The 20,355-nt window shown below is 70.6% G+C and carries 14 protein-coding genes; 8 read left to right on the top strand and 6 right to left on the bottom strand.

The window, feature by feature from the left end:
• Nucleotides 1–47 precede the first annotated feature (47 nt).
• Nucleotides 48–1,124 (top strand): ATP-dependent DNA ligase, encoded by a 1,077-nt coding sequence (locus LK06_RS28540; protein ID WP_039655418.1) that lies wholly within the window; start codon nucleotides 48–50, stop codon nucleotides 1,122–1,124.
• Nucleotides 1,125–1,423: 299 nt separating this feature from the next.
• On the top strand, nucleotides 1,424–2,416 hold the full coding sequence (locus tag LK06_RS28535; RefSeq protein ID WP_234367531.1) for a DUF3048 domain-containing protein: 993 nt from the start codon (nucleotides 1,424–1,426) through the stop codon (nucleotides 2,414–2,416).
• A gap of 166 nt (nucleotides 2,417–2,582) precedes the next feature.
• Here LK06_RS28535 and LK06_RS28530 read toward each other — a convergent pair whose 3' ends face one another.
• Complete coding sequence (locus tag LK06_RS28530; RefSeq protein ID WP_043432480.1) at nucleotides 2,583–5,264, bottom strand: ATP-binding protein; 2,682 nt, start codon at nucleotides 5,262–5,264, stop codon at nucleotides 2,583–2,585.
• A 374-nt stretch (nucleotides 5,265–5,638) separates the two neighbouring features.
• Here LK06_RS28530 and LK06_RS28525 point away from each other — a divergent pair, with 374 nt between their 5' ends.
• Nucleotides 5,639–6,679 carry a DUF2510 domain-containing protein gene (locus LK06_RS28525; protein ID WP_039655414.1) on the top strand — a complete coding sequence of 347 codons (1,041 nt, stop codon included), beginning with the start codon at nucleotides 5,639–5,641 and terminating at the stop codon, nucleotides 6,677–6,679.
• Between the two features lie 153 nt (nucleotides 6,680–6,832).
• Here LK06_RS28525 and LK06_RS28520 read toward each other — a convergent pair whose 3' ends face one another.
• Complete coding sequence (locus LK06_RS28520; RefSeq protein WP_039655413.1) at nucleotides 6,833–7,447, bottom strand: TetR/AcrR family transcriptional regulator; 615 nt, start codon at nucleotides 7,445–7,447, stop codon at nucleotides 6,833–6,835.
• 303 nt (nucleotides 7,448–7,750) lie between these two features.
• Between LK06_RS28520 and LK06_RS28515 the strand changes: the two genes are divergently transcribed.
• Complete coding sequence (locus tag LK06_RS28515) at nucleotides 7,751–8,596, top strand: phosphatase PAP2 family protein (RefSeq protein ID WP_071659291.1); 846 nt, start codon at nucleotides 7,751–7,753, stop codon at nucleotides 8,594–8,596.
• A complete protein-coding gene (locus LK06_RS28510) occupies nucleotides 8,593–9,669 on the top strand; it encodes a DMT family protein (protein ID WP_043432478.1) in 1,077 nt (358 codons plus the stop codon). Before LK06_RS28515 ends, LK06_RS28510 begins: the two co-directional genes overlap by 4 nt.
• A 258-nt stretch (nucleotides 9,670–9,927) precedes the next feature.
• Here the strand turns inward: LK06_RS28510 and LK06_RS28505 are convergent, their stop codons facing one another.
• The 4 genes from LK06_RS28505 to LK06_RS28490 form a co-directional block, all read right to left on the bottom strand.
• A complete protein-coding gene (locus tag LK06_RS28505) occupies nucleotides 9,928–10,755 on the bottom strand; it encodes an LURP-one-related family protein (protein ID WP_039655411.1) in 828 nt (275 codons plus the stop codon).
• 66 nt (nucleotides 10,756–10,821) lie between these two features.
• Nucleotides 10,822–12,870 carry a phosphocholine-specific phospholipase C gene (locus LK06_RS28500; RefSeq protein ID WP_039655410.1) on the bottom strand — a complete coding sequence of 683 codons (2,049 nt, stop codon included), beginning with the start codon at nucleotides 12,868–12,870 and terminating at the stop codon, nucleotides 10,822–10,824.
• 214 nt (nucleotides 12,871–13,084) lie between these two features.
• Nucleotides 13,085–13,546, bottom strand: a complete 462-nt coding sequence (locus tag LK06_RS28495) for a hypothetical protein (RefSeq protein WP_039655409.1) — start codon at nucleotides 13,544–13,546, stop codon at nucleotides 13,085–13,087.
• Between the two features lie 110 nt (nucleotides 13,547–13,656).
• Nucleotides 13,657–14,601, bottom strand: coding sequence for a hypothetical protein (locus LK06_RS28490; protein ID WP_039655408.1), 945 nt, complete (start codon nucleotides 14,599–14,601; stop codon nucleotides 13,657–13,659).
• 745 nt (nucleotides 14,602–15,346) lie between these two features.
• Here LK06_RS28490 and LK06_RS28485 point away from each other — a divergent pair.
• The 3 genes from LK06_RS28485 (at nucleotide 15,347) to LK06_RS28475 (ending at nucleotide 20,088) form a co-directional block, all read left to right on the top strand.
• Nucleotides 15,347–18,517 (top strand): AfsR/SARP family transcriptional regulator, encoded by a 3,171-nt coding sequence (locus LK06_RS28485; protein ID WP_039655407.1) that lies wholly within the window; start codon nucleotides 15,347–15,349, stop codon nucleotides 18,515–18,517.
• A gap of 333 nt (nucleotides 18,518–18,850) precedes the next feature.
• Nucleotides 18,851–19,216, top strand: a complete 366-nt coding sequence (locus tag LK06_RS28480; protein WP_052270169.1) for a M15 family metallopeptidase domain-containing protein — start codon at nucleotides 18,851–18,853, stop codon at nucleotides 19,214–19,216.
• A 335-nt stretch (nucleotides 19,217–19,551) separates the two neighbouring features.
• The gene (locus tag LK06_RS28475; RefSeq protein ID WP_039655406.1) at nucleotides 19,552–20,088 is read left to right on the top strand and encodes an RNA polymerase sigma factor; all 537 of its coding nucleotides are present in this window, start codon (nucleotides 19,552–19,554) and stop codon (nucleotides 20,086–20,088) included.
• Nucleotides 20,089–20,355: the final 267 nt, after the last annotated feature.

The raw sequence follows: 20,355 nt of genomic DNA, 5'->3' as shown, positions 1-20,355 counted from the left end.
GCGCGCACACCGGGCAGCAGCGGACGTGTGCGAGCAGAATCGATGCCATGGACCTGCCGGTGATGCCGCCTGTGAAACCGATGCTCGCCAAGTCGGTGGCGAAGATCCCGCCGGGAATGCAGTACGAGGCGAAGTGGGACGGCTTCCGCGCGATCGTGTTCCGGGACCGGTCCGAGGTCGAGTTGGGCAGCCGCACCAGCAAACCGCTGACCAGGTACTTCCCCGAGCTGGTCGCGGAGCTGAGGAAGCAGGTGCCCGAGCGGTGCGTGCTCGACGGGGAAATCGTGATCGCGCGCAACGGACGGCTGGACTTCGACGCGTTGACCGAACGGATCCACCCGGCCGAATCCCGGGTACGGATGCTGGCTGGGAAGACCCCGGCCTCCTTCGTCGCCTTCGACCTGCTGGCGCTGGATGACCGCTCCCTGCTCGATGCTCCGTTGACCGACCGCCGGGCACTGCTGGAGCGCGCTCTCGCCGACGCGGCTCCGCCGGTACACAGGGCGCCCGCGACGACCGACATCGACGTGGCCCGACAGTGGTTCGAACAGTTCGAGGGCGCCGGTCTCGACGGAGTTGTCGCCAAACCGCTCACGCTGCGCTACCTGCAGGACAAGCGCGCCATGTTCAAGATCAAGCACGAGCGGACGGCGGACGTCGTAGTGGCCGGCTACCGCTTCCACAAGAGCGGTCGGGTGCTGGGCTCGCTGTTGCTCGGGCTGTACGACGATCAGGGCAGGCTCCAACACGTGGGCGTATCGGCCGCCTTCCCCATGAAGCGGCGGGCCGAGCTGGTCGAGGAGCTGGAGCCGCTGCGGATGGACGACGTGACCGGGCATCCGTGGGCGGCGTGGGCAGACGGGCCCGCGCACGAGACAGCTCGGCTGCCGGGCGCGCCGAGCCGCTGGTCGGGAAAGAAGGACCTGTCCTGGGTGCCACTCAGACCGGAACGGGTGGCCGAGGTCGCCTACGACCACATGGAGAACGGTCGGCGTTTCCGGCACACGGCCCGCTTCCGCCGCTGGCGCCCGGACCGTGCACCGCGCAGCTGCACCTACTCCCAGCTGGAGGAGCCCGTGCGCTACGACCTGGGGGAGATCCTCGGCACGCCGGACCACCGGTGACGGTCGGGGCCACCGGCGACATGCGGTAGCCGAAGGTAACGATGCGGTCGCCAGCAGTGGCCGGATTCGACGGCGGCCTCAAAGTCTGGAAGGCGGACAAAGTGACACCCGCGGCCGGAGCACGATGTGGTGCCGGCCCGCGATCCACAGTGGCACCGTGCGGGTCATGCGATTGGCCCGATCGGCCCACCCAACCCGCGTGATCGAAAATGATCGGGTATGGCCATCCGTGACCTTATGGGCGCACAATCGGACAACATGGACGGGTGGCAACAGTGGATATGAGACACGGAGTGCGCATGCGACGCGCCGCACTGTCGGCGGCAGCGCTGGCGGCCACACTGACGGCCTCCCTCACCGCGGGCTGCACCAGCAGGGGCCACGACGACCACCGCGCCCCGCACCACCCCCGGACGCCGGGCGCATCCCAGGCTCCGTCGGTGTCGCCGACGCCCGGCCATACTGTCGTAGCGCCCGGCTCACCGCTCGCCGTGAAGATCGACAACGTGCCCGCAGCACGCCCCCAGACCGGTCTCGACGCGGCCGACGTGATCTACGCCGAGCAGGTGGAAGGCGGGCTGAGCCGCCTGCTGGCGGTGTACGCGACCCGGCTCCCGCAGACCGTGGGACCGGTACGCAGCGCCCGCGAGTCCGACCTGGACCTGCTCCGTCAGTTCAGCCGGCCCGCCCTCGCCTTCTCCGGTGCCCAGCACAAGCTGCTGCCCCTGATCGACCGGGCACCGCTGCGGGCCGAGTCACCTGACAAGGCCCCAAACGCCTTCTACCGGGACACCGACAGGGCCGCGCCACACAACCTCTATCTGCACCCCTCCCGGCTGCTGCCCGCCGCCCCCGGAGAGAAGGCGCTGACGACGGGGTTCCGCTACGGTCCAGCGCCCGCCGGCGGCACCCCCACGACCTCCCGTACCGTCCGCTATCCCGCCGCCCGATTCACCTTCACCTGGTCCGCCGATCGAAACGGCTGGCTGGTCGCCATGGACGGCACCCCGTCGGTGACGACGGACGGCACCCGGCTGGCACCGACGACCGTCGTCGTGCAGTACGTGAAGATGCACATGTCCACCTACCACGACATGCTCGGCAACCACACGCCGTACACCGAGACCGTCGGCTCGGGGAAGGCGGAGGTGCTGCGCGACGGCCGGTCCTTCGCCGCCACCTGGTCACGACCAGCCGCGACGGACGGCACGACGTTCCGGGCGGCGGACGGCGGCCCACTGAACTTCGCCGACGGCCAGGTGTGGGTGGTGTTCGCGCCGGCCGCTTCCTGACGGGGCGTACCCGCGCCCGCCGGCACCAGACGGCCCATCGTCCGGCCCGCGCCCAGCGGCTCGCCGACGTTGCCGGGGCCTGCCGCAGCACATGACCACCGGCCGGGAGTCCAGCGGGGCGGGCGGGAAGACCGGCGACTCGGGCTTGCCGCGGCACGCGCCCCGACTACCGCGCCCGCCCCGTCCCCAGCGTCTGACGTGCCTGCGCCACCAGCCCGTCCGCCCCGCAGGCCCGCGCAAGGTCCAGGCCCCGGTTGAGTTCTGCGACCGAGTCGGCGGCGATACCGTACTCCACCCGGGCCGCCGCATGCTCGTACTGACAGGGTGACGCCTCCAGGTAGGTGACGGCCCTGGCCAGGAGCTGGACCGCCGGCCGGCCCGTCTCCAGTGCAGCGGCGCAGCGCAAGGCTTCGCCGATGGCCGTGTCCGTACCGAACCGCTCGGCCTGCCGGCGGGCATCGGCCGCGAGCCGGGCGGCACGGGCCGGGTCCGACACGGCGAGGGCCTTGGCGAGGTCAATGGACCAGGGAGCCAGGACGGGATTGTGCCCGCCGCGCGAGGTCGCCGTCTTCTCGGCGGCTTCGAGTTCGTTGATGCCCTCCTCGGTGCGACCGACTGCGAGCAGCAACCGACCGCGCACGGAACGGATGTCGGGCAACACGATCGTGGACGGGTAGGGCGGCGCGAAACCGTACTTTCCGGCGATCGACCAGGCCTCGTCGACTCGGCCGCGGGCCAGCAGGGTGTCGACCAGCCCACACGTGGCCGACCAGTACAGCGGCAGACCACGGCCTACGCGTTCGGCGAGGGCCAGGGCGTCGCGCAACGTGGTTTCAGCGTCCTTCAGCCGGCCCTGTCTGCGGTAGGCGAGACCGAGGAAGGCATTGGCCAGGGAGAGGTGGCCGCCGCGCCAGCCGGCACTGGTGTAGACGCGCAGGGCCTGGGAGAAGAGGCTTTCGGCGCGGTCGAGTTGGTCGGCGTAGGCGTAGGCACTGCCGAGCATCATCAGCAGTTCGATGCCCCATTCCCGGTCGGTCCAGCCAAGGCCCGGCGCGAGGCGGCCGTTGACGAGGGCCCGGTCGCACAGTTCGAGTACCTCCGATGCGCTCTCTCCGTGCGCCATCGCGTCGAAACCGCGCAGGATCAGCAGGGCGCGTTCGGCGTTGTCGCGGCCCGTGCAGGTGCCCGCGAGTTCGGCGAGCCGCCGGGAGCGGGCCGGGGAGACGGTCTCGCTGTGGATTCCCTCCCACATGAACTGGAAGGCCTGCAGCCGCATCCGCTGGGAGCCCGCGGCGTGCCGGGCGGCCTCGGCCTCGACCGTGCGGACGGCCTCCTCCAGTTGGTCGTTGTGCAGCAGGGCCTGGGAAAGCCGGACGACGGCGTCGACGCGGTCGTTCCCGTCCAGCCCCGGCATGCTCAGTGCGCTCTGCAGTTGTTCGATGGTGACAGCAGGTGCGGTCAACAGCGTGGCGCACCCCAGCTCGTACAGGACGTGCGCGTGGACCTCGGGGCGGGGTGGCTCCTCAAGAGCGCGTTCCAGGCAGCGGCGAGCGGCGTCGGGCGCACCGACGGCAAGGTGCTCGCGGGCGGCCTCGCGTAGCTGCTCCACGAGTTCTTCGTCGTCGTCCGGATGCACCTTCAGCAGGTGCCGTGCTGCCTCGGCGGCTCCGCGGTTCAGCTCGGTGATGATCTGGGCGGCGACGCCGTGCATGGCGGTGCACACACCCGCCGGAATGGAGTTGTAGACGTCGGAGGCGATCAACGGGTGGACGAACTCCAGCTCGCCCGGCTCGCGTTCGGTTCCATTCGGCCGCTCTGTCTCGGTGAGGATACGGGCGTTGCACAGGAGATCAGCGCAGTGGCGGGCGATGTCGGCGTCCATGGTGGCCAGGCGGGCGACCATGTCGACGGTGATGCCGGTACCGAGAATGGCAGCCGCCCAGGCGAACTGGGTGGCCTCCAGGCCGAGGCCCTTGAGCCGGTCGACCAGTCCGCCGCCACGCGCGGCCCGGTTGAGGGCGCGGAGTTCTCCGGCCCGGGCCTCGACCGGTTGGAGTTCACTGTCCCGTACCTTGGCGAGGAGTTCGACGGTCTCGTAGGGGTTGCCGGCGGTGACGGCCCAGACCTCGCGGCAGAACGCGTCGTCGGCTTGCCGACCGAGCGCGGCACGGGTGAACTCTGCGGTGGCGTCCGGAGTGAGCTCGCTCAGGTTGCGGACGGGGTGGACCGCGGCGGCGGCCACCGCCTCCAGGTGGCGGGCGCTCTTGCCACTGACCTCGCCCGGCCTGCGACCGACCACGACGAGGACGGACAGGTCTTCCAGGCGTTCGACGAACGCGGCGAGCCAACGCAGGGATTCCTGGTCGGCCCAGTGCGCGTCGTCGACGAGCAGGACGAGGGGCCATTCCCGACGGGAGAGCCGGCGCACCGCCGCAACGAGTCCGTCACAGACGTACTGCGGATCGGGCCTGTCCTCCTGGGGGTCGGCTATGCCGAGGGCGGGGCCCGCGATGTCGTACCAGTCGCCGAGGTACTCGCGGGCCTCCTCGGGCAGGATCGACAACAGTACGGGATGCAGTAACTGCCGCACCACGTTGAACGGGACGGATCTCAGGGTCTCCGCGCCGCGGGCGGACCAGACCGTGCAGCCCCGGCGTTCGGCGATGCGGCGGGTCTCGCTCAGCAGAGCAGTCTTGCCGAGCCCTGCCTCACCGCGGAAGACGAGCACGCTGCCCGCGGACGACTGGTCGGCACAGAGCACGTCAAGTGTCTGTGCGACGGTGGCGATCTCCGCGTCCCGCTCCCACAGGGGAGCCGAGCCGGCCGACGGCGGCCGTCTCTCCGTCATCCCGTTGCCTCCCCAGGTCGCCCGAATGACGTACAGAGCACGAGCCTAGCCGTCCGGTGCCCTGTGTGGTGGCCGGTCGGAGCACCTGTTGCCCCGCCGGGTGAAAGACGCTATAGGCGGGGCGACGCACCGGCCGCCCCACCAGCTGTTGGGCAACGGACGCAGCGTCAACGGCGCTCCGCCCCGGACCGTTCGCGAGGACCCCTCAAGAAGTCCGGCCCACCCGTGGGTGCGGGGGCGGGAGCGATCCGACGAGACACCTGACGACGGAGGAGTGGCGTGACGGAGAAGACCGGTTGAGAAATGTTCCCGTCCGCCCGATGTGTGGTAGGTCCTCTCATTCAGCTTTCACGGTCGCCTCATACGGTGGGACCATGACGCAGGTGACTCCTCCCGGGTGGTATCCCGACCCCGGGCAGACGAATGACGGTCCGCCCACCGAGCGCTGGTGGGACGGCACGGCCTGGACCGACCAGACCCGCCCCGCAGGGACGGCCGCCGCATGGGGTCCCCCGATGCAGCCGCCGCCCGGCGGCCCGCAGCCGGCCCGGCCGACCGGCCCCGTACCGTCGGATCCCGTAGGGTACGGCGCCCACCCGGGGTATCCCGCGTATCCCGACCAGCCACCGGCCGGGTCCCGCAGCCGCCTGCGCACCGGGATAGCTGTGGTGGTGGCGGCCACCGTACTGGCCAGCATCGGATTCGGCGTGTACGCCCTCGCCCACCACCATGGGGCCGACGGCGATCGCGCCGGAGCACAGCAGGGGCCGGGAAGCAGGCAGGACGGCGGTCGGCGCGGGCCGTTCGGTGGGCCCGGCGGCGGCTCCGGGGGCCCAGGCGGCAGTGCCCGCCCCTCGCCGAACCCGTCCGAGGCGCCCAGGGTCGAGGGCGGTGGCAGGGTACAGGACACCGTCAACGGCCTCAGTCTGCCGGTGCCCAAGGGGTGGACGGGTCAGCCGATCAGCGTCGGCGCGGAGGTGACCTCCGACGACTCCTACAAGTGCCCGGGCAACTCGGCCCAGACGTGCACCGCAGGCGGTTTCTACACGGCTCCCGCACGGGTGCTGGGGATCGACGCCGACACGGCCGAGAAGGCCGCCAAGGCGGACATCGCGGCCAACGCCAAGCAGTCGTACGGCGGCACCACCTACGGCAGCATCACCTCGCACGAGCTGCTCGCGTCCGAGGCGGTGACCGTGGCGGGGCAGAAGGGCTACCTGGTGCGCTGGAAGGCCGTTACCAGCAAGGGCTCCGACGGCTACGTCGAGTCGGTCGCGTTCCCCTCACCCAACGACGCCAAACGGATCGTGGTGGTGCGCTTCGGTGTGGACGTCGGACAGAACGTGTCGGTCATCGACCAGACCCTCAAGGGGATCAGGCTGTCCTCCGGCGGCGGGAACGGCCAGAGCATCTGACCGGACGGTCGGGGAGCCACAAGGCCGGCCGGGCGGGGCGCCCCTCCGCTCAAGAGGAGCCCCACCCGGCCGGGAGGTGCGCGCCGCCCCCGTCCCCACGGTGCGGCGCGGGCAGGTCGCCGTTCAGTCATCCCGTGAACGGCGGCCTGGGTCTCAGGTGAGTCCGAGCGCGGGAAGCACGACGGCCTCCACGAACCGGACGAGGTAGTCACCGTCCGCGTACTGGCCGGTGAGCACGGGCCGGACGCGCAGAACACCGAACATCATGGCGGGCACGTACTCCAGCGCAAGGTGACCAGCAGGAACCTCGCCCCTTGCCACCCCCCGGTCGAGCATCTCCTGCAACGCGGCGATCTCCGGATACACCAGGGCCTCGCGCAGGGCCCGGGCCAGGTCCTGGTCAGCGGTCACCGCGTGCCCCAGCGCCTGCAGCAGCCTGGTGTCCTTACCGGACCAGTCACCCGCGGCACGCGCCGCCTGGCGCAGGTCCTCGGCGAGCGATCCGGTGTCGATGCCGGCGAAACGAACCCGCCGGTTGGCGCGCAGCGCGGCCGCCACGAACTGGGGTTTGGTCTTCCACTGCCGGTACAGCGTCGACTTGCTGCACCGGGTGCTGGCAGCGACGCCCTCCATCGTGACCGAGTCGTAGCCGCACTCGCGGATCTGTTCCAGCACGGCGTCGAAGAACTCCCGCTCACGCTCAGGCGTGATCTTGGAGCGGCGCGAAGCGGCGACCGTCTCCGGTCCATCCGCGGCCTGCGACGTCATGTGCAGCCTTCCTTCACTCGTGTGCGGCCGGTTTCCCTGGCGTGCGGCCAGTCGCTCTCCCCATGACGACCTGAAGTATGACCCGGCCCGGCGGCGACCCTGTCCCCAGTGTGTCGCACATCAACCGATACGCCAGTGTACCGGTACTCAAGCGTATCGGTACACTGGCGTATCGGTACGGAAGCGTATCGATGAGTTCCGGTCCTCGGCCTTGGGCTCGCCCGCAGTGACACGACCGCCACCACACACGCGCACCGCCAGACACACGACCACACGCACCACCGTCAGCGAAGGGGCCGGGGGATGAACGCCCGAACCGAGCCTGCAGAGGCAGAAACGGAACCGGCGGCCACAGCGCGCCCACCGCTCCTGCGCGAGTTCCTGCTCGTCGCAGGGCTCTTCCTCGTCTACAAGCTCGGACGGCAACTGGCCACCGGCCACACCGGGGACGCCTTCCACAACGCCCACCGCATATGGGACGTCGAACGAACGGCGCACCTACCGCACGAGACCTCCGTGCAGTCCGCACTGCTGCACGGGAACACACTCGTCCACCTGGCGAACACCTACTACGCGGCCGTCCACTTCCCGGCCACGCTGGCCTTCCTGATCTGGCTGTACCTCAGACGGCCCGCACATTACGTGTGGGCCCGCCGGATCCTGGCGGTGGTCACTGCAGCCGCACTGGTACTGCCCTTCGTCTTCCCGCTGGCCCCGCCCCGGATGCTGCCCGGGACGGGCCTCGTCGACACTGCCAGGGTCTACGGCCCCTCCGTGTACGGCCCACCGTCCAGCGACCACCTGTCCAACCAATTCGCAGCAATGCCGTCACTGCACTTCGGCTGGGCACTGATGGTGGCGATAGGCCTGATCACAGCCACTCGGTCCAGATGGCGCCCGCTGTGGCTGTTGCACCCACTGATCACCCTGCTGGTGATCGTCGGTACGGCGAACCACTACTGGGCCGACGCCATGGTCGCGGCGGCCATGCTCGCCACAGCCCTCGCGGTCATCCACCCGCCGACGCGGACCGCCGCCGAGGACCAGTCCGACACGAAGACTCACGGCACCACGATTCACCGCACGGAGGCATGCGGCACGGAGCAGCCCACGCCGGAACGGCCTGCCCTGGCAGGAGCGGGCCGATGAGCGCCGCAGTGCTGGTCGCCCTGAGCCTCTCCCTGGTCTCGGCCGTCGCCTACGCGCTGGCCGCAGTCACCCAGGAGCGTCTCGCCTCCCGCGCCTCGGGCACCGGCCCCCTGCGACTGTTGAACACCGGCGCCTGGTGGGCGGCGGTCGGCCTGAACGCGGCAGCCGCTCTGTTGCACGTCGTCGCCCTCAAGTACGGACCGCTGACCGTCGTCCAGCCACTGGGCGCGCTCACCCTGGTCGCGGCCGTACCACTGGGAGCGCGGGCAGCCGGACGGCGCGTGAGCAGCACGGAGTGGCGTGGTACGGCGCTGACGCTGCTGGGCCTCTCCGCCGTACTGGTCACGGCCGCGGGGCCGGCCCCCTCCCGGGTGTTGTCACTCCCCGAGGCACTGGCGGTTGCCGGTACGACCGCTGCGGCAATCGGCACGCTGTCCCGACCCGGCGCGCGGCCGGGCCTGAGGCACGCGACTGCATCGGGTTTCGCCTCCGGTGTCGCCTCCGCGCTCACCCAGACGGTGACCGTGGCCGCCACGGACCGCTCCGACCCGGCCCTGAACACTGAGGTGATCGTGGTCGCCACACTCGTCGCCGCGTTCGCCGCCGGCGGGCTGCTGTTGTCACAGACGGCCTACCGCGGCGGCCTCGGGGCCCCACTGGCCGTGGTCACCCTCACCAACCCGGTGGCCGCCGCGGTGATCGGAATCACCCTGCTCGGGCAAGGCCTGCGAGGTGGCGGTACCGGTGCGCTCCTGGCTCTGGCCGGGGCGGGACTGGCTTCGCGGGGCGTGGTCCTGCTCACACGCGCCACCCCCGGACCCGGACACGCCATCCGGACCAACACGCACGGACCGCAGGACACCGACGACCACTGCCCTACGCCCACTGTGCACGACGTACCTGATGTACCTGATGTACCTGATGTACCTGACGAGCACGATGCCCACGACGAATCGGGAGGGCACGTCGAACACCCGGTTGCGGTGGTACTGGCCCTGAAACCAGGCACGGTCACCGTCGAACCGGTGTACGTTCCGCAACAGCCGGGGCCGGGACACCTCAGTCCGCTATAGCCAGTCGACGCAGACCGAGCGTGGTCGAGCGACCGGAAATCACGTACGCATCAGCACACGGGGTCGCATACACGACGGCGGTCAACTACCCGACTGGGCACGCCGACCGCCGTATGCCGTATGCCGTATGCCGTATGCCGTATGCCGTATGCCGTATGCCGTAAGGACCACACTGCATGCGGTGTGCCGCATGCAACTCCTCCATGGCCGCACGCCCCGTTCAGGAGGCGATGCGCTGCACGGCGTACGCGCGACGGCTCAGCCCAGGCCTCTCGAGTCCTGCTTGAGAGCGGTGTCGACCGTCAGGGCCGTCGCGACCACGAGGCTCAGCAGAGGCTCGGGCAGCTGGTAGTGCACCTGCAGGACGTAGTTGTCCGCGGTCGTGAACAGGGTCTTGGCGAGGCCCTCCCAGGTCTTGGTGATCCGGGCGACCTCGTTGTCCGCATGGTCGACGATCGCGAAGTTCCAGGCGCGCCAGTTCTCCGCCTTGATGGCGCCGACCTGTTGGCCGTTCGCGTTCATGGCAAAGTTGATCTTCCCGATCATGTTCTGCTGGACGATCTCACCGACCAGCGATCCGTCCGGGCGGGTCACGATCACCCGGGACTTGAAGATCTTCGCGGGCCGGGTGAGCAAAAGTTGCGGCTGACCGTGGGCGTCGCGGATCTCCAGTTTGTGGGTCAGGAACTGGTCCCAGCTGGAGACGAAGCGCAGGATCTTCTTCAGCGCGCTCTGCCCGACCTCGGTGACCGAACCGATCTCGCGGCCGTTCTGATCCATGACCTTGTACTCGTTGGTCACCTCGATCAGCTTGGCCTTCTGGTTCACGACCAGGACGGGTTCGGTGAACAGAGTCCCACCGCCGGTACCGCCGGCCGCGACACCGGCCTGCTGCTGCACCTGCCGCTGAACCTTGGCATCGGCGGACTGCTGGGGAGCGGCCTGCTGCTGCGGCACCTGGCCGGTGGGCTGCTGGGCTGGGTTGGTGTGCTCGGTCCACTGCGCGCCGTCCCAGTAGCGGAGCGTCTGAGCCGCCCCGTGCGGATCCGGGTACCAGCCTGCAGGTGTGTTCGATTGCGTGGTCACCGGGGCACACTACCTTGACCTGACCAGTACCTGACCAGTTCGCCCGGGGCGGCACTCACCGTGTACTCACTCCGTGGCGATCGCCGGGTCGCTGATACCGGGCAGTCCGTTCTCGACGTGACCGGCGAGGCCGCGCAGGAACGCCGGGTCTCCCTCACTGGTGATCTTGAGATCGTACCAGTGCTTGCTCGCCGCGAGGTGGACGGTGCGCTTCACGGTGGCACCCGACCGCACACTCACCACGAAAGGTCGACCACCGTAACCGTTCGTGACCTTCAGCCGCACCGTGCCGGAACCGTTGTTCGTGAAGGTGAGCTTCAGTCGGTCGCCAGAGTGCCGGGCGGTGACTTCCGGTCCGGCGTCCCGGTTCCGCCCCTTGAAGACCCGGAGAAATCCGTTCGGGCCGTACACCGCCAGGTCGTAGGAACTCTCGGAGTAGGCCGAGTTCCAGGTGTCGGAGACCGACTGGCCGGCTTCTGTGGTGTAGCTCCAGGGACCATCGGTGCGGGTGTTGGAGGTGACGAGGAAAGCTGCGCCCGCCCGCGCTCCCGAGGCGAAGGTGAGCGTGTACGTCCCTGTCGTCGTTTCGGCCGAACCATCAACCGATGGCGCGTACTTGAGAGGACGGGTGGGACGGCTGCCGCATTCCTGCCGGGGCAGGGAGGGGTTGGCGGGCGGGCTGGGCACGTAGTCGGGGTGGCGGTTGCGGTCCGGCGGCCGGTAGCCGGCCGTGGACGGCAGCACAACCGTCTCGGCGGTCCGCCGGGAGAAGTCGAACGCACTGGTCAGGTCGCCGCAGATGGCGCGCCGCCAGGGCGAGATGTTCGGCTCGTGCACGCCGAAGCGGCGCTCGATGAACCTGATGATCGAGGTGTGGTCGAAGGTCTCGGAACAAACGTAACCGCCCGTGCTCCACGGGGAGACGACCAGCATCGGTACGCGCTGGCCGAGCCCGTAGGGGCCGGGGACGTGGCTGCGGTCGCCCTCGAACAGGTCGAGCGAGGGATCCACCGTCGACCTGCCCTGGGCGGCGGAGGCCGGCGGAAAGGGCGGGACGACGTGGTCGAAGAAGCCGTCGTTCTCGTCGTAGGTGATGAACAGCGCGGTCTTCGCCCACACGTCGGGGTGGGCGGTGAGCGCGTCCAGGACCTGGGAGATGTACCAGGCTCCGTAGTTGGCGGGCCAGTTGGGATGCTCGGTGAAGGCCTCGGGGGCGACGATCCAGGACACCTGTGGCAGGTTGCCGGCGCTAACGTCCGCCCTGAGTTGGTCGAAGAAGCCCTCGCCCGTGCGGACATCGGTTCCGGTGCGGGCCTTGTCGAACAGCGGGTCGCCGGGCTCGGCGTTGCGGTACTGGTCGAAGTAGAGCAGGGAGTTGTCTCCGTAGTTGCCGCGGTAGGCGTCTGCGATCCAACCCCAGCTGCCGTCCGCGTCTAGGCCGTTGCCGACGTCCTGGTAGATCTTCCAGGAGATGCCGGCCTGCTCCAAGCGCTCCGGATAGGTCGTCCAGCCGTAGCCCGCCTCGTCGTTGCCGAGGACCGGACCCCCGCCCGTGCCGTCGTTGCCGGTGTGACCGGTCCACATGTAGTAGCGGTTGGGATCGGTGGAGCCTATGAGTGAGCAGTGGTAGGCGTCACAGATGGTGAATGCGTCCGCGAGCGCATAGTGGAACGGGATGTCGTGGCGGTTCAGGTACGCCATCGTCGTCGCAGATTTGGCGGGCACCCACTTGTCGTACCTGCCGCGGTTGAACGCGAGGTGTCCGTCGTTCCAGCCGTGCGGCAGGTCCTGGATGAAGGCCAGGCCCAAGTCGTCGGCGTCCGGGTGGAAGGGAAGGACGTCCTTCAGCCCGTCGGACTGCTTCCAGACCGACCTACCGTTCTGCGTCACGGAACGCGGGTCGCCGAAGCCCCGGACTCCTCGGAGTGAGCCGAAGTAGTGGTCGAAGGAGCGGTTCTCCTGCATGAGGACGACGATGTGTTCGACGTCCCGGACCGACCCGGTGCGGTGGTGGGCGGGCAGGGCCGCCGCACGCTGGATGCTGCCGGACAACGCCGTGAACGCCGTGGTGGCGCCGGCGATCTGAAGGAAACGCCGCCGGTTGACTTCGGGCATGGATGAGGATCCTCTCGTCCTGACGTACTGCGACGCCGTCAGGTGACGGAATCTGCTCGGAGCGAGTGTTCCAGGAGCAGAAAACGCCGGGGAAGCCTCTGGTGGCACCCGTGTGAAACTCGGCGGTCCGTGCGGTGCCGCGAACGGCCCCCGCCGGCCACGGCCGTGGGCACATCTGGCCGGCGAGGGACTTTCGTCTACCGCGAGAGGACTCTCAACTGATGAAGGAGCCGGGGGCACAGGCACTGGCCGTGACCCAGGCATGGGACATGATGTTGTCGTTCATGTTCGCGCCGTTGGTGAAATGGTTGCGGGTCAGGTCGTCCACGTACAACTCGCCCGGCTTGAGGCAGCCGTAGGCCGAGTCATCGTAGTTGGGGAGGTAGTAGAAGGCCACGACGTCCTTGCCGCCGATGTAGCCGCTGTTCATCACGGATGATGCGGCGTTGGCGTCGGAGCCCTGGAAGGGGCCGTAGCCGTCGTTCCAGTTGGAGTCGTTGCCGGGCGTGACGCCGAGGAGTTCCCCCTGGCAGTCGATGTCCCGCCAGGCCCGTACGTTGCCGTCGTAGCCCGGCCACTTGGCGTTGCAGCCGGTGACAGCGTGGGCGGATGCCGGGACGGCGATGCCGAGAGCTGCCAGGCCCAGGGTGGCCACAGAGACGACCAGTTTGCGCATGATGGCTCCTTGTCTTCCTCTTTCCGAGGTGATTGAGGGCGGTTGTGGTGTCCGCACGCGACGGCGCGGAGTCGGTGGGGCGGCAAGCAGCCGGGGCCCGTCGGGGGACGTCAGGCACGGGCGGGAGTGATGTGTTCGGCCCGGCGCAGGGCCGTCAGTCTGAGCTGCCGGTAGGCGTCGAGAGTGGCGACGTACGCCCGGGGGAGCCTGTTCAGGTAGTACGCCTCGCGCTCCCGGCCGATGGGACCGAGGAGGACGCTGCGGGCGCAGGTGGCGTCGGCGACCGCGATGCGTGTCTCTGCGGCGTAGGACCTCGCTTCCTCGGCCTGGGTCTGCTCGGCCGGGTGGTCACGGGTCGCCTGACGGGCGGCCTGCGGGTCCGGATAGGGGTGGCCGGCCCGTGCCATGCACCGTGACCAGGCGTCCACGGCCGCGGTGAACCGCCGGTCCTTCAGCAGTCTGCCGACGTACAGTGGGCGCAGGTTGCTCGCGGTCGTGTCCAGCCGGAACCAGGTCGCAGGGTCGCCGTAGAGCGTCTCCTCGGCCGCGCCGGTGCAACCGCCGGACCGTTTGGCGACCGTACCCCCGCCAGGCGTCCTGGTGCGCAGCGGTTCGGCGTCGTGCCCGCCGTCCATCGCGGTGTCGTAGGCCGCCTTACGGGTGGCCGGGAGGGCGGCGCGGTAGGCGATGTTGGGGTTGTGCAGGCGCGCTCGGTCCTCCTTCGCCCGAATGCGGCTGCCGTAGCCGTGGACGCGGGCCCAGGCGAGATCGTCCTGGACGTAACCAAGGGGTCGGCTCTCCCGCGCGGTGAGCGTCCGGTCCTCCCAGTAGCGAAAGCCGTGCCGTGCCATGCACCGCCGGATCAGACGTTGTTCGGCGTCGGTGATCCGCAGGTCCTCTGTGGGGGTGAGGGCACGTGCGTGGGACCGCGCGGTGGGTACGGCCGGCGTACCAGATCCGTCATCCCGGGCACAACTGGTCAGGACGAGGGCCGTCGCCGCGACGACGACGGCCGTGCGCGCGGCCGTACCGCGGAGGACGGCGGTGCGATTCATTGGAAGACTCCTGAGTGCTGGTCCCGGTCCCCGACCTGTCGGCCGGGGCATCGGTGAGGGCAGGGGCCGGGGCATCGGTGGGGGCAGGGGCGGGCCATGGACGGGGGAATAGGCTGGGTCCCAAGCGGCAACCGCTGAGCGGGGTTGGTGGGGAAGGACCGGGGGTCCAACCGAGGTGACCCGAGGGCGACAGGGGCGATAGAGGAACTGACTGACTGGCTGACTGACTGACTGACTGACTGGCTGACTGGCTGACTGGCTGACTGGCTGACTGCAGAACGTTGGCAACGGGCCGCGCGCGGCCCCGAACCCCGCCTCCCGGGCAAGACCTTGGCCGCCAAGGCCGGTTACCGATCCCACAACGGCTCGGTGGCTGCGTACCGTTGACGGATCCGCAAGCCCATCCGTATGACATCCGGCGGCCGGATTCCCCGGCGGCCGGGTGTAGGACGGATGTCCCGGCCGATGGCCGCCCGTGGTCATACGAACGCCGCCGCGGGGCCGTCTTCCGTACGGGTGGCTCTGCGCCGACCGGCCGGATTCGGACAACCGCCGAGGGAGGCGGGATACCGGGTGACCGACGCCCGGGCAGCGGTCAATGCGCGCCCGGAAGCGGTTGCGGACCCCGAGCCGCAAGGGTCGGGTTTCCGTCAGGGCGGCCCGGCTGTCGGCATGTCCGGAACCGGGACACAGATATCGTTGTCAGCTGTCCGCGAGGGCGGACGGGCGCGGCGATCGGGGTTCGATGTTCGAGGTACGTCTGCTCGGTCCGGTCGAGGCGTGCGAGAGCGGGCGGCGGGCACCGCTCGGCGGATCGAAGCCCCTCGCCGTCCTCGCCGCCCTGGTCGTGCACCTCGGGGAGGTGCTGTCCACAGAGCGGCTCGTGGACTACGTATGGGACGAGCAGGCGCCGGCAACGGCTGGCGCGCTGGTCGCCTCCCACGTCTCCGCCGTGCGGCGGGCGCTGGCCCGGATCGGTGCGGTGGGGGTCATCCGGACGCGTCCCCCTGGTTACCTCGCGGACCTCGGCTCGGCCCAGGTGGACGCTCGCCGGTTCGAGGAGGTCCTCGCGGCAGGCCGTGCCGCGGCCGGGGCAGGACGCCCCCAGGAGGCGGTGGACGGACTCGACGAGGCACTGGGGCTGTGGCGGGGGCGGGAAGCCCTGGAAGGCCTCGACCAGACGTTCGCGCGGATCGAGTCCGCCCGACTGGCGGAGCTCCGGCTGGTGGCCCAAGAGGAGTCGTTCGGGTTGCGGCTGGAGCTGGGGCGCGAGGACGAAACGATCGCTGCGTTGCTCGCACACGTCGCGGCCCATCCGCTGCGTGAACGGCCACGCGGCCAGCTCATGACCGCGCTGTTCCGTACCGGCCGGGCCCCCGACGCGTTGCGCACCTATCAGGAGGGCCGCAGGCGTCTGCGCGAGGAACTCGGGGTTGACCCCAGTCCCGGACTGCGCGCGCTGCATCAGGCGGTGCTCACCAGCGACACCCGTGTGCTCGGCACGGCCACCGTCCGGCGGTGGCACTCCGCGCCATCCCCGCCCGGGCCGTCCTCCCCCGTGCCTCCGCCCACGGCCGGCGACCGCAGGGCCGAAGCCAGGCCCGCCCCCACCCGCCCCAGCGCCGCGCCCGCCGCAGTCGCCTCGTCCTTCACCGCCTCCACACCCGCTCCCTCCCACCTGCCACCGGACATCGCCGACTTCGTGGGTCGCGGGGCAGAGATCACCTGGGCGACCCGGTTGCTGGAGGGGGCCGGGAGCACCGGGCGGACGGCCCCACCGATCGGCGTGATCTCCGGCCGTCCGGGCACGGGCAAGACCGCGCTCGCCGTCCACGTCGGCCATCGCACCGCCGCACTCTTCCCGGACGGCAGGCTGTTCATAGACCTGCGGGCCGCGGACACCACCCCGTTGCAGCCGGCCGACGCGCTCACGCGACTGCTGCGGGTCATGGGCGCCGACCCAGGCGGTCTGCCCGACAGCCCGGAGGAGCTGATCGGCCTCTATCGCACCCATGTCGGGCACCGGCGGATGCTGCTCATCCTCGACAATGCGGCCGGCGAGGCCCACGTGCGGCCTCTGCTGCCGACCGGCCCCGGCTCGGCCGTACTGATCACGAGCCACCGCCGGCTGGTGGCACTGGAGGGGGCGGCCCATCTGGACCTGGCCGTACCCGGGGAGCAGGACGCGCTGGAACTATTGCGGCGGGTGGCCGGTGCGGAACGCACGGACGCGGAGCCCGAACGGGCCGTGGAGATCGTCACGCTGTGCGGGCGGCTGCCGCTCGCGGTGCGCATCGCCGGGGCACGGCTGGCAGCCCGGCCGCACTGGGCTCCGGGCCGGCTCGCCTGCCGGCTCCGTGACGAACGACGTCGGTTGAGTGAACTCAGCGCGGGTGACCTGGAGTTGCGTACCACTCTGGAGCTCGGGTACACCGACCTGGATCTCCCCGAGCGGCGGGCACTGCGCCGGCTGGCGCTGCTGGGCCTGCCCGACTTCGCGTCCTGGATCGCCGCACCGCTGCTGGACATCGGAACCGAGGAGGCTGAGGAGGCCGTGGAGCGGCTGGTGGACTGCCACTTCATCGATGTCGTAGGGGTCGACGAGACCGGCCGGACCCGCTACCGCATTCACGATCTGGCCCGCGAGCACGCCCGGGAGCGCTGCCTCCTGGAGGATGGCGAGGAAGAGCGGGCAGCAGCCGTACTGCGGCTGGTGGAGTGCTGGCTGGACCTGGCGCGAAAAGCTGCGGCGCGCGGGCCCGGCGGCGCAGCCCGTCACTTCCCCGAACCGGCCGCCGTGCGCGCCCTGGACGGGGCGACCGAGGCGTCACTGTTGCGGCGGCCCGCGGCCTGGTTCGCCGCCGAGCAGGCCGGGTTGCTCACCGCCGCCGTGTACTGCGCCGACCACGAACTCCCCCGCGCGGCCCGGGACCTGGCCGGCGCGCTGATGGCCGGATCGGTCGCTCTCTACAACCAGTTCGAGGCTTGGTCCCGGTCCCACACGGCGGCCATGGAGGCCGTGCGCCGCGGCGGCGATACGGAGGGCGAGGCCTGGCTGCTGTCCGGACTTGGTCAGCTGCGGTACGAACAGGACGACTTCGAGGCCTCGTACGGCTACTTCGCCGACGCCCTACGGCTGTTCGAGGTGCGGGGTGACGTGCCGCACGGCGCGGCCCTTGCCCTGGCCGGGATGGGCACGGTTCGGCGGGAACAGGCACGTTATGGCGAGGCGTTGAAGCTGCTGCACGGCGCGCTGAAGAGGTACCGTCGCCTGGACGGCCCGGACGCCCGGGCACGGGTGCTGTACGGCATCGGGTACGTGCACCGCGAGCGGGGCGAGGACACCGAGGCACGGCAGGCACTCACCGAGGCCCTGGAGCTGTACCGTACGAACGCCGACCGGCAGGGCACGGGCCTGACCCTGCGTTCGCTCGCCCTGTGCCATCGCGCGGAGGGCGAGCACACCGCCGCCGAGAGGCTGTTGAGACAAGCGCTGCGGATCTTCACCGAGCTGCACGACACCTTCGGCATGATGTACACCGAGCAGTCGCTGGCCAAGGTCGAGCTGCGCACCGGCCGTACGGGACGGGCGGTGGAACGGCTCGGGCACTGCCTGGCGGTGGCCCGCGACCGGCGGGACAGGTTCGGGGAAGCGCTGGTGCTGCGCACACTGGGCGAGGCGCACCTGGCGACCGGCGACACCGACGGCGCCCGCGAGCCTCTGGAGCGGGCGTTCGCGATCTGGGAGGAGTTGCGGCTTCCGCTGTGGCGGGCGCGGACGCAGTGGGATCTGGCTGCGCTGTGGGCGGCGCACGGCGAGGAGTCGGCAGCCCGAGCGGCTCGCGACGAAGCGCACGGGGTGTTCCGGTCGCTGGGCTGCCGGGAGGCCTGGGAGCGTACTGCCGGCCCTGGTTGAGTCACCGCCCACAGGGCGCGATCCGTCCCGTGGGCCAGTCCGCCGGCACAGGCTGGCCCACGGGCTTGGGCCGCACCACGGGCACGAACCCTGCGGACAGCGGAGCGAGAGCCCGTGGTTCCCGGGACACCAGCGAGACGGTGGCCCGGGGGATCGGCGTCCCCGGGCAGGCAAGGGGCAGCCCCGGGGTCACCTCGCCGCGGAGCGGGGACGGCCCGGCGGCACCGGGTGGCCCGGGCCGGGCAGACCCTGCAGATCGCCTGCTCCACTGCCCGCAGATGCCTGCAGAGAACGTGCAGTGCATTTGCAGGGGCTCGCGGCAGGCTCTGTTCCGTGACGGACACCATCCCACTCTCCGGTTCGCGGGTCGCCCAGGTCGCCGAGCGCGGTGAACGGCTGAGCGACCTGCGTCGGACGCCCGGGCCGCGGACCGAGCCGCGGCAGGCCGGCGGCACTGGGGCCCACGCCGCCTTCAGGTCCGGTACTCTGCGGCGCCTGTTGCGGGCGCAGCGCCCGGCGTTGGCCGGCAACCGGTTCCTGGTGGTGGAGGGATACCGGCCGGCTGGCTTGCACCAGCGGTGCTTCGAGCGTCACAGGGCGGCGCTGCTGGTCATCCGTCGACCGGTACTGAGCACTGCGACGCCGGGTCCCGGTGCCGCACGGTACGACTCGGCGGCGCACCCGCACCGGGCCGGGTGAGAGACGTTCCGAGCGTGGGCGGCACCGCCGCCCGCACTCCGCACGAAAATTGCCCCGGCACAGCAGCCGCCCGAAAACCGCGGGCCGGACCAGCGCGCGCGGCCACCGGACTGACGGACCACGCGGCTACTGGCCCACGGTCGCCAGGCCGCCTGACCCACCACATGACCACCGACCCGACGACCACCGGCCCAACCCACCCACCACACGACCACGGGCCTCGACGACCGTGCGACCTGGGGTCCACGGACGCTTGCGGCCCGGCCAGCGGGAGCGCCTCGCCCAGGCACCGGGGGCCCCGCAGTCACACCGCGACCAGCGAACGGGGGACACACATGGACACCAACAGCGACGACCGCACGCCAGCACCGCACGAGGACGGTTCCCTCGGGCCTGGGGAGTTCGACGCTCTCTTCACCGCCGGAATGCCGCGACTACGCAAACGGCTGTTGGCGCTCACCGGCAACCCGCACGATGCCGACGACCTGTTGCAGGAGACGTATCTGCGTCTGTCCGGCCGGGCACGTGCCCGCTCTCTCGCCCACCAGCGGCACCCGTACGCCTACACCTGCGCCGTGGCGCTCAACCTGCTCCGCGACACCTGGCAGCACCCCGCACGGCGGGAACACGCCACGGACCGTCTGCCGGAGATCGGCTGGGACGGTGGGCTGGGCCGTTACGAGGCGAACGCCGCCGTTCTGGCATTGCTCGGCACGCTCTCCCCGAAGGAAGCGGCGGCAGTGATCCTGGTGGACCTGGAGGGCCTCAGCCACGACTCGGCCGGCGAGCGCCTAGGTGCCCATCGCGGCACCGTGCAGCGCAACCGGATGCGGGCGCTGGCCAAGATGCGGGCCGCGCTCACCGCCGTCTAGACCCCGGTACCGCGCCCCTGCGGGGCGGGGCACGGCACCGGCTCGCGCCACGGCGGCGCGCGTTGCCGCGGCGTGCTTCCCCCTGTCTGCCGTCACCCGTCGACCCGGTGACGGACAGTCGACGAACGAAGGATGGGCTCCTTGAAGACCAGAACCTCCGGCGGGCTCCTCGCCCGGTCCCTCGCTACCCCCCTCGCGGCGGCCCTCACCGCCTGTCTCGCTGGCACCACCGGGGCCGCCGCGGCCCCGGCCACGCTCGCACCTGCG

The sequence above is a fragment of the Streptomyces pluripotens genome, from assembly GCF_000802245.2.
GTDB classification, from domain to species: Bacteria; Actinomycetota; Actinomycetes; order Streptomycetales; family Streptomycetaceae; genus Streptomyces; species Streptomyces pluripotens.
Note: the sequence above shows the minus strand (reverse complement) of the source record. Positions and strands in the feature narration are given on the sequence as shown.